At 72.1% G+C, this 13,648-nt stretch carries 14 protein-coding genes and 1 tRNA gene; 9 read left to right on the top strand and 6 right to left on the bottom strand.

Annotated features, from left to right (window positions below; translation table 11 throughout):
• Window positions 1-40: 40 nt before the first annotated feature.
• On the top strand, window positions 41-1,288 hold the full coding sequence (locus tag RM445_RS02835) for an APC family permease (protein ID WP_311554351.1): 1,248 nt from the start codon (window positions 41-43) through the stop codon (window positions 1,286-1,288).
• 4 nt (window positions 1,289-1,292) lie between these two features.
• On the opposite strand, the gene RM445_RS02830 is transcribed toward RM445_RS02835, so the two are convergent.
• Window positions 1,293-1,377 (bottom strand) — tRNA-Ser (locus RM445_RS02830).
• Window positions 1,378-1,501: 124 nt separating this feature from the next.
• On the opposite strand from RM445_RS02830, the gene ypfJ reads away from it, so the two are divergent.
• Window positions 1,502-2,455 carry a KPN_02809 family neutral zinc metallopeptidase gene (ypfJ, locus tag RM445_RS02825; RefSeq protein WP_311554350.1) on the top strand — a complete coding sequence of 318 codons (954 nt, stop codon included), beginning with the start codon at window positions 1,502-1,504 and terminating at the stop codon, window positions 2,453-2,455.
• On the opposite strand, the gene RM445_RS02820 is transcribed toward ypfJ, so the two are convergent.
• The gene (locus RM445_RS02820) at window positions 2,442-3,089 is read right to left on the bottom strand and encodes a GNAT family N-acetyltransferase (RefSeq protein WP_311554349.1); all 648 of its coding nucleotides are present in this window, start codon (window positions 3,087-3,089) and stop codon (window positions 2,442-2,444) included. The genes ypfJ and RM445_RS02820 overlap by 14 nt on opposite strands.
• A gap of 54 nt (window positions 3,090-3,143) precedes the next feature.
• On the opposite strand from RM445_RS02820, the gene RM445_RS02815 reads away from it, so the two are divergent.
• From RM445_RS02815 to glfT1, 5 genes are all read left to right on the top strand, one after another.
• Complete coding sequence (locus RM445_RS02815) at window positions 3,144-4,133, top strand: NAD(P)H-quinone oxidoreductase (protein WP_311554348.1); 990 nt, start codon at window positions 3,144-3,146, stop codon at window positions 4,131-4,133.
• Window positions 4,134-4,162: 29 nt separating this feature from the next.
• Window positions 4,163-4,738, top strand: coding sequence for a bacterial proteasome activator family protein (locus RM445_RS02810; RefSeq protein WP_311554347.1), 576 nt, complete (start codon window positions 4,163-4,165; stop codon window positions 4,736-4,738).
• 133 nt (window positions 4,739-4,871) lie between these two features.
• A complete protein-coding gene (wzm, locus tag RM445_RS02805; RefSeq protein WP_311554400.1) occupies window positions 4,872-5,684 on the top strand; it encodes a galactan export ABC transporter permease subunit Wzm/RfbD in 813 nt (270 codons plus the stop codon).
• 1 nt (window position 5,685) lies between these two features.
• Window positions 5,686-6,465, top strand: coding sequence for a galactan export ABC transporter ATP-binding subunit Wzt/RfbE (gene wzt, locus RM445_RS02800; protein ID WP_311554346.1), 780 nt, complete (start codon window positions 5,686-5,688; stop codon window positions 6,463-6,465).
• Between the two features lie 3 nt (window positions 6,466-6,468).
• Window positions 6,469-7,386 carry a galactofuranosyltransferase GlfT1 gene (glfT1, locus tag RM445_RS02795; RefSeq protein ID WP_311554345.1) on the top strand — a complete coding sequence of 306 codons (918 nt, stop codon included), beginning with the start codon at window positions 6,469-6,471 and terminating at the stop codon, window positions 7,384-7,386.
• Here the strand turns inward: glfT1 and RM445_RS02790 are convergent, their stop codons facing one another.
• From RM445_RS02790 to RM445_RS02775, 4 genes are all read right to left on the bottom strand, one after another.
• A complete protein-coding gene (locus RM445_RS02790) occupies window positions 7,387-8,181 on the bottom strand; it encodes a MerR family transcriptional regulator (RefSeq protein WP_311554344.1) in 795 nt (264 codons plus the stop codon). It lies immediately after the preceding gene.
• Window positions 8,182-8,237: 56 nt separating this feature from the next.
• The gene (locus RM445_RS02785) at window positions 8,238-8,648 is read right to left on the bottom strand and encodes a GtrA family protein (RefSeq protein WP_311554343.1); all 411 of its coding nucleotides are present in this window, start codon (window positions 8,646-8,648) and stop codon (window positions 8,238-8,240) included.
• Window positions 8,649-8,935: 287 nt separating this feature from the next.
• Window positions 8,936-9,529: a DUF1707 domain-containing protein gene (locus RM445_RS02780; RefSeq protein WP_311554342.1), complete on the bottom strand. Its 594-nt coding sequence runs from the start codon at window positions 9,527-9,529 to the stop codon at window positions 8,936-8,938.
• Window positions 9,530-9,549: 20 nt separating this feature from the next.
• On the bottom strand, window positions 9,550-11,343 hold the full coding sequence (locus tag RM445_RS02775) for a hypothetical protein (protein ID WP_311554341.1): 1,794 nt from the start codon (window positions 11,341-11,343) through the stop codon (window positions 9,550-9,552).
• A 158-nt stretch (window positions 11,344-11,501) separates the two neighbouring features.
• Between RM445_RS02775 and RM445_RS02770 the strand changes: the two genes are divergently transcribed.
• Window positions 11,502-12,878: an FAD-binding oxidoreductase gene (locus RM445_RS02770; protein ID WP_311554340.1), complete on the top strand. Its 1,377-nt coding sequence runs from the start codon at window positions 11,502-11,504 to the stop codon at window positions 12,876-12,878.
• Window positions 12,875-13,630, top strand: coding sequence for a decaprenylphospho-beta-D-erythro-pentofuranosid-2-ulose 2-reductase (locus RM445_RS02765; protein WP_311554339.1), 756 nt, complete (start codon window positions 12,875-12,877; stop codon window positions 13,628-13,630). Before RM445_RS02770 ends, RM445_RS02765 begins: the two co-directional genes overlap by 4 nt.
• The last annotated feature ends 18 nt before the right edge of the window (window positions 13,631-13,648 follow it).

Here is a 13,648-nt window from a genome sequence, read left to right as displayed (position 1 = left end):
CCAGCCGACGCAGGTGAACGGCGTGATCGAAGGAGCTGATGTGAGTGATCAACCAGGTCTGACGCGTCGGCTCGGGACGGTCGACGCGGTGGTGATCGGCCTGGGCTCGATGATCGGCGCCGGGGTGTTCTCGGTGTTCGCCCCGGCTGCCGCGGCCGCCGGCTCGGGCTTTCTGATCGGGTTGGGCATCGCCGCGGTCGTGGCGTACTGCAACGCCACAGCATCGGCGCAGCTCGCGATGCAGTACCCGACCTCGGGCGGTACGTACGTGTACGGGCGGGAGCGACTCGGCGACTGGTGGGGCTTCCTGGCCGGATGGGGGTTCGTGATCGGCAAGACGGCGAGCTGCGCGGCGATGGCGTTGACCTTCGCGGCCTACACCGTCCCGCCGGCCTGGCAGCGTCCGGTGGCGGTCGGGGCGGTGCTCACGCTGGCCGCCGTGAACTACCGCGGGGTGACCCGCACCGCCCGGCTCTCCCGGGTCATCGTCGCTGTCGTGCTGCTCACGCTGGCTGTCGTGGTGGCCGCCGGGCTGCTCGGAGGGCAGGCCGATCCCGACAACCTGGCGAATGGCGGCGACTCCGCGCTGGACCTCTACGGGGTGTTGCAGTCAGCGGGCCTGCTGTTCTTCGCATTCGCCGGCTACGCCCGCATCGCCACGATGGGAGAGGAGGTCCGCGATCCGCAGCACACGATCCCGCGGGCGATCGTGGTTGCCCTCGCCATCGCGGTCGCCGTGTATGCGGTGGTCGCGGTGGCGACGTTGCTGACCCTCGGGACGGACGGGCTCGCGATGTCGCGGGCACCACTGGCTGACGCAGTCACCGGAGGTGGCTGGGCGTGGGCGATGCCTGTCGTGGTGGTGGGCGGAGCTGCCGCCTCGCTCGGGGCGCTGCTGGCGCTGATCGCCGGGGTCGGGCGGACGACGCTGGCCATGGCCCGGCAGGCCGATCTGCCCCGCTGCCTGGCCGCGGTTCATCCACGTCACCGTGTGCCGCACCGCGCTGAGATCACCGTCGCCGTGATCGTGTCTCTGCTCGTGCTCACCATCGATCTGCGCGGCGCGATCGGGTTCTCGTCGTTCGGGGTACTGTTCTACTACCTGATCGCGAACCTGTCGGCCTTCACCCAGCCTCCCGAGCAGCGCCGGTTCCCGCGCTGGTTGCAGATCCTGGGGGCCGCGGGCTGCGTACTGCTCGCGGCCACCCTGCCCTGGCAGGCGGTCGTCGCCGGGCTCGGCATGTTCGCGGCCGGTGTGGTCTACCGGGCCATCCGCCTACGCCTCTGATCAGCGGAAGCGGAGGGATTCGAACCCCCGGACCCTTGCGGGACTCTCGCTTTCAAGGCGAGTGCATTCGGCCGCTCTGCCACGCTTCCGCGGGGCAGCCTAGCCGGGGCGCGGAAATCTCCGCTGACGCCCGACAACTGGTACCACTGCGCCGCGGGTACCGGTGTGGTGGGATTCGGGCGCGCAGTCACGTGACGGCCGTGGGAGGCACTGGTGCGGTTCAACGAGAACGCCAACCTCGACACGTCGTCGATCGACGACCTGCGGGGCTCCGGCGGTGGGGGCGGCGGTCTGGGCGGCCGGGTCGCCGTCGGCGGCGGTGGCCTCGGCATCGTCGGCCTGATCATCTTCTTCCTGCTCCAGATGCTCGGTGGCGGGGGCGGAGGAGGCGGTGGCGGGATCCCGCTCCCCAGCGGCGGCGGCGGGCTCGGCGGCGTCCAGCAGGGGCAGAGCGCGGACAACACGCAGATCGCTCAGGCCTGCCAGACCGGCGCGGCGGCGAACCAGCAGCTCGACTGCGAGGTCGTCGCCGTCGACAACTCCCTCGACGGCTACTGGTCCGACGCGTTCGCCCGCTCGGGACAGTCGTTCCAGAAGCCGCGGCTCAACTTCTTCAGCGGCGGGGTGAGCACCGGCTGCGGCAGCGCGAGCTCGGACGTCGGGCCTTTCTACTGCCCGCCGGACGCCGAGATCTACATCGACCTCGACTTCTTCAAGGAGCTCGAGACCCGGTTCGGCGCCCAGGGCGGCTCGTTCTCCCGGGCGTACGTGATCGCCCACGAGTACGGCCACCACATCCAGAACCTGCTCGGCACCAACCAGCGGGTGCAGGCCGGCGACAGCGGTCCGACGTCCGGGTCGGTGCGGCTCGAACTGCAGGCCGACTGCTACGCCGGGGTGTGGGCACACAACGCGACGACGATCCCGACGTCCGACGGCCAGCCGCTGATCACCGGTGTCGACCAGCAGGACGTCAGCGCCGCTCTGGACACCGCCTCGCGGATCGGCGACGACTTCATCCAGTCGAACCTGGGCGGCGGCCGCGTCAACGAGTCGCAGTTCACCCACGGCAGCTCCGCGCAGCGCGAGAAGTGGTGGACCACCGGCTACAAGAGCGGCGACCCCGCGCAGTGCGACACGTTCGCCCGCGGCGTCAACCTCGGCTGACACCGAGCATCGGCAGGCACGCCTCGAGGCCCTCGACCTCGAGTGCCCAGTCGGGGCGGCGGAAGAGGTCGCGCTCGAGCAGCAGTCGCACGTCCTCGGCGAGCTTCCCGCGGCGGGCGATGATCTCTGTGCCGTCGGGGCGGTAGCCGAGCTTCTCCGACACGCGCAACGACGCCGGGTTGTCGACGAACGCGGCCGAGCGGGCGTGCGTGGCGCCCAGGTGGTCAAACGCGAACATCAACACGGCCGCACGCATCTCGGTGCCGATCCCGCGGCCCTGGTGGCGCAGACCGAGCCACGAACCGGTGTGGACCCCGCGGGTCACCGCGAAGTCCGTGGCACCGAGCGCCTGCGTGCCGACGACTCGCCCGTCCAGCCGGACGAGGAACTGCAGGCTCCACGACTCCGGACGCAACGCGGCGCGCTTCTGCCAGTGCCAGCGCAGCGTGTTGAGCGCCCGGTTCTCCGGGTCGTCGTCGGTCCAGGCGGTGACGAACGGCATCACCTCAGGTGCGTGGACACCGCGCCGGGCCTCGTCGGCCAGCTCGAACAGGCCCCCGTCGTCGTCCGGCCGCAGTTCCAACCGCGGGGTGCACAGTACGAGCCGGCGCGGGGGCCACGGGTCCCAAGGCATCTCGCCACCGTGCCCGATCGCGCCTTCTGCGACGAGCGAATAGCGTCCGCGGACATGTACGCGATCACGGTGCGGGAGCCGGGCGGCCCGGAGGTCATGGAGTGGTCCGAGGTGCCGGACCCGGTCGCGGGCCCCGGCGAGGTGCTGATCGACGTCGTGGCCAGTGCGGTGAACCGGGCCGACCTGCTGCAGCGCCAGGGTCACTACCCGCCGCCCCCGGGTGCTTCAGAGATCATCGGACTGGAGTGCGCCGGGCGGATCGCGGCGCTCGGAGAGGGCGTCACGGGCTGGTCGATGGGCGACGAGGTGTGCGCGTTGCTCGCCGGCGGCGGGTACGCGGAGAAGGTCGCGGTGCCGGCCGTCCAGGTTCTGCCCGTGCCCGACGGGGTGGACCTGGTGACGGGCGGGGGGCTGCCGGAGGTCGCGTGCACCGTCTGGTCGAACGTCGTGGCCGCGGGCCGGCTCACGGCCGGTGAGACGTTCCTCATCCAGGGCGGCAGCAGCGGGATCGGCACGCACGCGATCCAGATCGCGAAGGCGTTGGGCGCCCGGGTGGTGGCCACCGCGTCGCCGCAGCGGGCCGAGCGGTGCCGTGAGCTGGGCGCCGACATCGTGATCGACTACCACGACGACGTCCCCGCAGAGCTCAAGAAGGCCACCGACGGGCACGGCGCCGACGTCATCCTCGACAACATGGGCGCGAAAGGCCTCGCCGCGAACGTCGCCTCGCTGGCCGCCGACGGTCGCCTGCTGGTCATCGGCATGCAGGGCGGCACGAAGGCGGAGCTGGACCTCAACACCCTGCTGCGCAAGCGCGCCGGCATCACCGCGATGAGCCTGCGGGGACGGCCGGTGGCGGGTCCGCACGGCAAGGGAGCGGTCGTCGCGGGGGTCCGGGCACAGGTGTGGCCGATGATCGCCGACGGGCGGGTGCGGCCGGTGGTGCACGCGACGGTCCCGATGGAGCGGGCCGGTGACGCGCACCGGCAACTGGAGGCCGGTGGTGTGGTCGGCAAGCTCCTCCTGTCGACGCCCACGAGGTGAACCGGCGGGCCGGGGGCCAGAATGGGCGTATGACCCAGCCAGGCAACGGCAACGGCGGCTCCGACGACGGGGACGGCGAGCAGCACGTGATGGTGGTCGGCCCGGACGGGCGTCCACTCGGGATGGCCCGCGTGCCCCAGCAGTCCGAAGACGGCGACGAGCAGGGCCAGCAGGGCGTCGGCGCCATGGTCGAGCAGCCCGCGAAGGTCATGCGGATCGGCACGATGATCAAGCAGCTGCTTGAGGAGGTCCGCTCCGCCCCGCTGGACGACGCCTCGCGCGTGCGGCTCCGCAGCATTCTGTCCAGCTCCGTGCGCGAGCTGGAAGAGGGCCTGGCGCCCGAGCTGCGCGACGAGCTGAACCGGCTGAGCACGCCGTTCGCCGACGACACCACCCCCAGCGACGCGGAGCTCCGCATCGCGCAAGCCCAGCTGGTGGGCTGGCTGGAGGGCCTGTTCCAGGGCATCCAGACGGCGCTGTTCGCCCAGCAGATGGCGGCGCGGGCCCAGCTGGAGCAGATGCGGCGCGGGCTTCCCGCGGGCGCCGGTGCACCCGGGCCGGTCGTGCCGGAGGGTCTCGGCCGCGGGACCGGCCAGTACCTGTAGTGCGGTGCGGCCGCCGCGCTCCTGGGTGCGGCTCCGGACCGTCGGACGCCGTCGGTACCCTCGGCCCGTGGCTCAACCCGTGACCACCGGTGAGCACCGGGCCGACGACGGCGGTCAGCCGACGGCGCCGGTACTGCCGGACGTCCCGGGCTCCCGCAGTTGGCAGCGCGCCTTCGGCGACCTCGGGCAGGGCTGGCGGCAGCGCACCCTGTGGGGCTACCTGGGCTGGCAGGACATCAAGCAGCGCTACCGGCGCTCCGTCCTCGGGCCCCTGTGGATCAGCATCAGCATGGGGGTCATCGCCACGGCGATGGGCATCCTCTACGGCGCGCTGTTCGGCGAGCCGGTCCACACGTTCCTGCCGTACGTGGCCACCGGGCTGCTGATCTGGAACTTCATCAACGGCTGCATCCTCGAGGGCGCCGAGGTCTTCATCGCGAACGAGGGCCTCATCCGGTTCCTGCCGGCCCCGATCAGCCTGCACGTGTACCGGCTGCTCTGGCGCCAGACGCTGTTCTTCCTGCACAACCTGGTGATCTGGCTCCTTCTGGTGATCATCTTCCCGCAGCCGCTGAGCGCGACGGCACTGCTGGCGATTCCTGCGTTCCTTCTACTGATGCTCAACGGCGGGTGGATCGCGATGCTGTCGGGGATCGTCGCCACCCGTTTCCGCGACATCCCGCCGATCATCGCGAGCCTCACGCAGCTGCTGTTCTTCATGACCCCGATCGTCTGGTCCTACGAGCGGCTCAAGTCGAACCCGCTCGCGGCCTACGTCGAGCTGAACCCCGTGATGCACTTCGTCGAGATCGTGCGTCAACCGCTGCTGGGCCAGCCGATCGTGTGGCGGCACTGGGCGGTCGTCGGGGTGATCACCGTGGTCGGTTGCACCGTGGCGCTGCTGTGCCTGCGCAACTACCGCTCCCGCGTGGCGTACTGGGTGTGAGATGACGACCGCCGCTCCCGAACCCCGCATCGACATCGTCGGCGCCGCCGTCGACTTCCCGATCTTCGACGCCAAGACCCGCTCGTTGAAGAAGGCCGTGCTCGGCCGGGCCGGCGGGCGGATCGGCACGGAGTCGAAAGTGCCGATCATCGAGGCGCTGCGCGACATCACGGTGTCGCTGCGTCGCGGCGGGCGCGTGGCGCTCGTGGGCCACAACGGCGCGGGCAAGTCGACGCTGCTCCGGCTCATGTCCGGCATCTACGAGCCCACCCGCGGCCGTGCGTCGGTGATCGGCAAGGTCGCCCCGGTGTTCGACCTCGCCGTGGGCATGGACCCGGAGATCTCCGGGCTCGACAACATCCTCATCCGCGGGCTGTTCCTGGGCATGACGCGCAAGCAGATGGAGGCGCGCGTCGACGACATCGCGGCCTTCACCGAACTGGGCGACTACCTGTCGATGCCGCTGCGCACCTACTCCACCGGCATGCGCGTGCGCCTCGCCCTCGGCGTCGTCACCAGCATCGACCCCGAGATCCTGCTGCTCGACGAGGGCATCGGCGCGGTCGACGCGGAGTTCCTGGCCAAGGCGCGCACGCGGCTGTTCGAGCTGGTCGAGCGGTCGGGCATCCTGGTGTTCGCGTCGCACTCCGACGAGTTCCTCGCCGACCTCTGCGACACCGCGATCTGGCTCGAGCACGGCACGATCCGCGAGCACGGCCCGCTGCGCGAGGTACTGCACCACTACAAGGGGCGCGACGTGCTGGCCGAGATGGGCCGCTGAGGAGTGGACACGGTCGGCCCGCTTCCGCACGGCTCGGTCGTGGCGGTGGTCGTCACCCGGCACCGGTCCGCGCAACTGGTCGAGTCGCTGGCCGCAATGGCGAAGCAGACGCATCCGATCGCCCACCTCATCGTCGTCGACAACGGGCCGGACGAGCCGGCACGCGAGGTCGTGGAGACGTGCGGCATACCGGCCACCTGGGTGCCGTCGTGGCGCAACCTGGGCGGAGCGGGCGGCTTCGCGCTGGGCATGCTGCACGCGCTCGCGCTCGGGGCCGACTGGGTGTGGCTGGGCGACGACGACGGGCGCGCAGCGGACGAGACGGTCCTCGCCACGCTGCTCGACGTCGCCCAGCGCCGGATGCTCGCCGCGGTGTCGCCCGTGGTCGTCGACGCCGACGACCCGGACCGGCTCGCCTTCACCGTCCGCCGCGGGCTCACCTGGCACACCTCGCGCGCCACACTCGCGGCCGAGGCCGACGGCGACCTGCTCAGCGGCATCGCCGCGTTCTTCAACGGGGCGCTGTTCCGCGCCGGGGCGCTGGAGATGATCGGCGTGCCGGACCTGCGGCTGTTCGTCCGCGGCGACGAGGTGGAGATGCACCGGCGCATGGTGCGGTCCAAGCTGCCGTTCGGCACCAGCCTGGCGGCCGCGTACCTGCACCCCCGGGGCATGGACGACCTCAAGCCGATGCTCGGCGGGCGGCTGCACGCCCAGCATCCCGACGACGCGACGAAGCGCTACTACACCTACCGCAACCGCGGCTACCTCGTGAGCAGGCCGGGGATGCGGCGCGTCGGGTTGCTGGAGCTCCCCCGGTTCGCCTGGTTCTTCCTCGTCACCCGGCACGACCCCCGGGGGTTCGCCGAGTGGGTGCGGCTGTTGCGGCAGGGCCGGGCGGAGCGGTTCGACCGGTTCTGATCACCGCTCGTGCCGGTCCGCGTTGGCGTGGATCGCGTCGTGCACGTACTGCGCCAGCCCGGGCTCACGGTCGTCGTAGGTCTTCGTGAACCGCGGGTCGGCGAGGTACATGTCCGCGAGACCACGGTGCATCGGGTACCCGAGCTCGTAGAACCAGCGGTCGATGTGCGACCGGTGCGCCTCGGCGGCGTCCGTCGCCTCCGTCGAGTCCGGGGCCGTGCCCGCGCGCTTGAGCGCGGCGAAGCGCGCCGTGACCTCGTCGCCCTCCGCGGCGATCCGGCGCCAGTCGTCCTTGCCGTAGCGGCCCGTCCGGTCGCGCGACTGCCGCCACGCGTCGGTGTCGCCCCAGCGCTCCTCCGCCTCGCGGGCGAGTTCCTCGCTGAAACCGTCGCCGAACAGCTCCTTCTGCTCCTGCGGGGTCAGTGCCATGCCGGTGATCCTCTTCTCCAGTGCTCGGTCGATGGCCGCGACGAGATCACGCATCTCGTCCAGCCGGGACACGACCGCGGCGCGCTGCCTGCGCAGGTGCGCCTCGACGTCGGCGTGCTCGGCGAGCAACGGCGCGATCTCCTCGAGCGGGAACCCCAGCCGTCGGTAGACGACGACGTGCCGAAGCCGCTCCAGGTCGTCGTCGGTGTAGACGCGGTAGCCCGCCGCCGTCCGGTGCGGGCGGACCAGCCCGATGTCGTCGTAGTGGTGCAGGGTCCGCACCGTCACGCCGAACCGGTCGGCCACCTGCCCGACGGTGAGCGCCCCGTTCGGCTTAGGGAGGATGAACGGGGCCTTCTCGGTCATGGACCCAGGTTGGGGCCTCACGTGGCGTGAGAGTCAAGCCCCCAGCCATCGACGCGTCAGCGGCTGCGGAACACGACCGTCCGCAGCATCACGAAGTTGATCGCCGTCGCGGTGGCCTGCGCGATCACCCAGGCCACGGTGAAACGGGCCGGTATCGCGGGCAACAGGGCCAGTGCCAGTGCGTTCACCCCGACGTTGATCGCGAACGTGGTCGCGTAGAGCGCGACGAAGCCGGCGAAGCGTCCTTTGCCGCCCGCCGCGGCGGTGAAGGTGAAGCGCCGGTTGAGCAGGTAGGCGGTGGTGGTGCCGAGGATGAAGCTGATCGCCTTCGCCGCGTGCACCCACAGGCCGAGGTGGAGCAGGAGCTGGTAGACGCCGAGGTCGACCAGCGCGGAGACCGCCCCGACGGCGACGAAGCGCGCGAGCTGGCCGAACAGGCCGGCGGGCTCGGTGCGGGTCGCGGTCACCGGAGCAGGGTACCGAGCCGTGCCGTCCGCGCCGTGCACGGCCGAGACGGGAGTGCAGCATGGTGGCTTTACTGCGGTCCGAGTGCAGCATGGCCACCATGCTGCAATCACCCGTCGCCGCCCTGCTGGACCGATTGCGGGCCCGCGAGCGGCCGTCCGGCCGAACAACACCGTAAGGCTGGTCGAACCGGTCACAAAGGACCCGTCGACGGCCGACTATGGAATCGACGGCGGGGCCATGCCCCCTCCTGGCCTCGCCGTCTTCTCAATGAAGCGGCCGTCGGCGCTCAGAAACGGTGCCCGACCATCCGGTAGCGGTACCGCACCGTGACCGACCCCATCGCGCTGCGGCCGTGCACGCGGAAGTGCGGGCGACCCGGCACGGGAGTCGAGGCCACTTTGCTGCGCACGGTGCCCATCCCGGACACCAGGCCGTCGACGTCCGCCGTCGCGCCGTCCGGCAGGAGCAGCCGCGCCGAGCCCGCGCCCAGCTCGAGCGACACGTCGACCACCGGCGGGACGGCGGTGTCGCAGAAGTCGAGGATCACCGACCCCATCACGCTCTGCACCCGGATGCGGGAGGGCACCGTCCACGGCCCCGAACGGCGAAGCGTGCCCATCCCCGGCCGCAGCATCAGCGGTCGATCAGTCGGGGCGGGGACGGCCGGGGCGACGTGCTGCACCGGGACGACGGCGTCGCCCGGCAGGTCTTCCAACGGCGGCAGCAGGTCGGCGGCGTAGCGGGCCGCGTAGACCACGGTCAGCCGCTCCTCCAGCTCGTTGAGGGTGATGCGGCCCTCGGCCAGCGCCTGCTGCAGGCGGGCGGCGGCGCGTTCACGGTCGGCGTCGGAGATGCGGAGGCCGCGTGGGGACTGCGTCACCCGTCCCAGGGTAGGGGCGGTCAGCCGGCGACGAGCCGGAAGAGCCACACGTCGTCGACCTGCTCTCCCGGCAGGCCGGTGACCCGGCGGGTCCAGTCGAGCACCCCGGCGACGTCCGCCCCTTCCGGCACGACGGCCACGGCCGTCACGCCCAGCGCGCGCAGTTCGTCGCGCGCCGCGATCGCCGCGTCAAACGTCGGCATCGCGGAGCCGCCCGCCACGTCGAGCGCCCCCTGCTGGTAGGCCGTCACCGGCGACTCGAGCAGCAGGTCGTGATCGACGTCGGAGCCGATGAAGTACCCGCCGGTGGTCCGGTAGGCGAACCCGCTCGCGACCTGCCAGAGCATCGGCCGCGCCCCGCCCACCCAGACGCCGGTGGTGCGCGGGTAGGTCTCCACGATGTCCGCGCCGGAGAGCCCGGGCGCGCCGACGGCGAAGAAGGCTGGAACGACCGCGGGGGTGGCGACCTGCTCGTCCGCCGGCAACCAGGTCAGCATCGCCAGGCCCGTCGCGACCAGGGCGAGCGTCCGACCGGTACCGGGAGGCCGCTCCGCGAGCCCGTCGAGCCACAGTGCGACGACGACCGCGACGCACAGCGCGACCACCACCTGGAACCGCATGGTCTCGATCTCGCCGACCAGCGGGACGCCCTCGATCGGGTGCCAGGGCAGCGCGACGCCCGTGTCGTCGCCCAGCACCACGAGGCTCACGCCGAGCGAGAGCACCCACGCCACCACGCCGACGGCCGCGACGACCCGGGTGAGTGGGCGGCGGGCCGTCAGCACCGCCGCCACGACCACCGCAAGCAACGCGACCCCGACGTATCCGCCCTGCTCCCCCGAGTGCGTGTGCAGCTGCCCGGCGAGCTCGCCCGTCCCCGGCCGGAACGCCGTGAGGTCGGTGGGCACCAGCACGTTGGCGGCGTCGGAGTTCGTGGTCTCCGGCTCACGGATCTCGGAGCGGGGCCGGCCCGGGCCGGCGAGCAGCAGGTACAGCGGGTAGGCGCACAGCACGGCGTAGGTGCCCAGGCACGCCGCCGCGGCCCGCAGCACGTCGGGGGCGCGGCGCAGCGCCTCGCCGGGCCGGCGCAGCACCAGCATCACCGCCAGCACGACGAGCACGACGGCGGTGAGCGCGACGGTCTGCGTGTAGATCCCGGTCTGGACCACGAAGGCGAGCCCGACGAGCGCGCCGGTCCGCCACGGTCTCGAGCGCGGTGCGGCGAGCAGGGTGTGCAGCAGCCACAGCATGGCCGGCGGCAGCACGGCCCAGACCAGGTTGAGGTGCCCCACCGAGCTGTGCGCGACGACGAACGGGGAGAAGCCGTAGAGCAGCCCGGCGGCGGCGCGTGGCCACCAGCGCTCGACCCACGCCCCCAGCGCCAGGACGAGCGCGATCCCGGACACGACCGGTCCGAGGATCATCGCGACGTTGTAGGCGGCGACCGGGCCTGCCGTGAGCGTGACCGGCGCGAACAGGGCGGCCAGCACGGGGACGGGGGTGTTCCACATCCCGTTCACGCCCGGCGGGGCGTGCAGGTACGTGGTGTAGAGCGGGTCCGCGCCGTGCGCGAGCGACCACGGAAGCCAGCGGATCCACCAGACGAACTGGTAGGAGTCGCTGGAGGTCCACCCCGCCGTGGCGGTGGTGAGCTGCGGGAGCAGCCGGTGGTGCAGGGCGAGGGCGCCGGCGAGGTAGGCCGCGACGGTGAGCGCGAGCGGTACCCACGGCACGCGACGGCCGGGCGAGGCACCGGCGCCCGCCGATCTGCCCGTCGCAGCGGCGGCCCACGCCGCGCGCGCCGATGTGGCCACCCGATCCCCAGCCGCCGAACCTCGTTGCCGACGTGCTCCGCCGGTTGAGCGGATCGTATCGACGGGCACCGACAGTCGGCGCTGCGTCGTCGGAACGGGTGCGGTCGAACCACGACCGCGACAAGGGCGGGAGTGGCGGGCGCGTAACCTCACTCGCGATGTCCAGCACCCCGACCTCTTCCGCGAGCCTGCACGGCTGGGGGCGCACCGCCCCGACCCTCGCGCACGTCACGGTCCCCCGTTCGCAGGCGGACGTCGCGGCGGCGGTCAGGGCCGCCGGGCCCCGCGGTGTCATCGCCCGCGGCCTGGGCCGCTCCTACGGCGACCCCGCGCAGAACGCCGGTGGCCTCGTCCTGGACATGACCGGCCTCGCCCGTCCGCCCGCGATCGACGCCGACACGGGCGTGGCCGTCGTCGACGGCGGCGTCAGCCTCGACACGCTCATGCGCGCCGCCCTGCCGCTCGGCTGGTGGGTTCCGGTGCTGCCGGGCACGCGGCAGGTCACGATCGGCGGCGCGATCGGCGCGGACGTGCACGGCAAGAACCACCACACCAAGGGCAGCTTCGGCAACCACGTGCTGTCGATGGACCTGGTCACGGCGGACGGCGGTGTCCGCACGCTGACGCCGGACGGCCCCGAGGCCGAGCTGTTCTGGGCCACCGTCGGCGGCATGGGCCTGACCGGTGTGATCGTCGCGGCCACCGTGCAGCTGCACCGCACGGAGTCGGCCTACTTCGTGGTCGACACCGACCGCACCCGCGACCTCGACGAGCTGCTGGCCCTGCTGACGGACGGCTCCGACGACACGTACGGCTACTCGGCCGCCTGGTTCGACACCACGACGACCGACGCGAAGCTGGGCCGGGCGGTGCTCACCCGCGGATCGCTCGCGACGCGCGACCAGCTGCCGGTCAAGCTCCGGAACGACCCGCTGAAGTTCGAGGCCCCGCAGCTGCTCACCTTTCCCGACGTCTTCCCGAACGGGCTGGCCAACCCCGCCACGCTGCGCGCGTTCAGCCACCTCTGGTACCACAAGGCGCCGCGCCGCCAGCGCGGCGCGATCCAGAACATCACGGCCTTCTACCAGGTGCTCGACCTGTTCGGCGACTGGAACCGGGTGTACGGGTCACGAGGCTTCCTGCAGTACCAGTTCCTCCTGCCGTTCGGGGAGGAGCCCGCGCTGCGCCGGATCGCCGAGCGGATCGCGGCGTCGCGACACTCGTCCGGACTGAACGTGCTCAAGCGCTTCGGCGCGGGCAACCAGGCACCGCTGTCGTTCCCCCAGCCGGGCTGGACGGTGACGGTCGACTTCCCCGTCGCGGCCGGCTTGCACCGCTTCTGCGACGAGCTCGACGAGCTGGTGCTCGGGGCCGGGGGCCGGCTCTACCTGGCGAAGGAGTCGCGGACCACCGGTGCGACCTTCAAGCGGGGCTACCCCCGTTTCGAGGAGTGGCGCAAGGTCCGCGACGAGGCCGACCCCGATGGCGTCTTCGTCTCCGACATGGCACGACGACTGGAGCTGACCGGACGATGATCGATGCCGTGGGCAACCCGCAGAGCATCCTGCTGCTCGGCGGCACCAGCGAGATCGGGCTCGCCATCGTGGAGGCGTTCGCGACGGACCGCCCGATGCGCGTGATCCTCGCCGCTCGGCCGTCGGAGCGCCTCGATGCCGCCAAGGTGCGGGTGGAGAAGCTCGGCTGCGCGGTGGAGACGATCGACTTCGACGCGCGCGCCGTCGACACGCACGCCGACGTGGTCCGCAAGGCGTTCGCGGCAGGCGACGTCGACGTCGCGGTGGTCGCGTTCGGCCTGCTGGGCGACGGGGAGAAGGCTTGGACGGACGTCGACGCGGCGGTAGAGCTGGCGACGGTGAACTACACCGCGGCGGTCTCGGTCGGCGTGGCGCTGGCCGAGCGGCTGCGCGAGCAGAGCCACGGCGCGATCGTCGCGCTGTCGTCGGTCGCCGGCGAGCGTCCGCGGCGCTCGAACTTCGTCTACGGCTCCACGAAGGCGGGCCTCGACGCCTTCTACACGGGCCTGACCGAGGCGCTGCGCCCCCACGACGTGGGCGTCACGGTCGTCCGGCCCGGCTTCGTGCACACGCGGATGACCGAGGGAATGAAGCCTGCCCCGTTGTCGACGACCCCGGAAGCGGTGGCGGCAGCGGCGGTGGACGCCGTGCGCAACCGCCGCGAGCAGGTGTGGGTCCCGGCGCCGCTGCGCGGGGTGATGAGCGTGCTGCGCCACCTGCCGCGCCCGGTGTTCCGCCGCCTGCCGGTCTGACCGGTCCTGTCAAGGCAG

Source organism: Pseudonocardia charpentierae, assembly GCF_031845345.1.
GTDB lineage: Bacteria > Actinomycetota > Actinomycetes > Mycobacteriales > Pseudonocardiaceae > Pseudonocardia > Pseudonocardia charpentierae.
Note: the sequence above shows the minus strand (reverse complement) of the source record. Positions and strands in the feature narration are given on the sequence as shown.

Coding starts and splice junctions, on each gene's coding strand:
- RM445_RS02790 (WP_311554344.1), bottom strand. CDS start 8,181: ATGACCGAGAAGGCCCCGTTCATCCTCCCTAAGCCGAACGGGGCGCTC.
- RM445_RS02770 (WP_311554340.1), top strand. CDS start 11,502: ATGTCCAGCACCCCGACCTCTTCCGCGAGCCTGCACGGCTGGGGGCGC.
- wzt (WP_311554346.1), top strand. CDS start 5,686: ATGACGACCGCCGCTCCCGAACCCCGCATCGACATCGTCGGCGCCGCC.
- RM445_RS02765 (WP_311554339.1), top strand. CDS start 12,875: ATGATCGATGCCGTGGGCAACCCGCAGAGCATCCTGCTGCTCGGCGGC.
- RM445_RS02820 (WP_311554349.1), bottom strand. CDS start 3,089: ATGCCTTGGGACCCGTGGCCCCCGCGCCGGCTCGTACTGTGCACCCCG.
- RM445_RS02815 (WP_311554348.1), top strand. CDS start 3,144: ATGTACGCGATCACGGTGCGGGAGCCGGGCGGCCCGGAGGTCATGGAG.
- RM445_RS02810 (WP_311554347.1), top strand. CDS start 4,163: ATGACCCAGCCAGGCAACGGCAACGGCGGCTCCGACGACGGGGACGGC.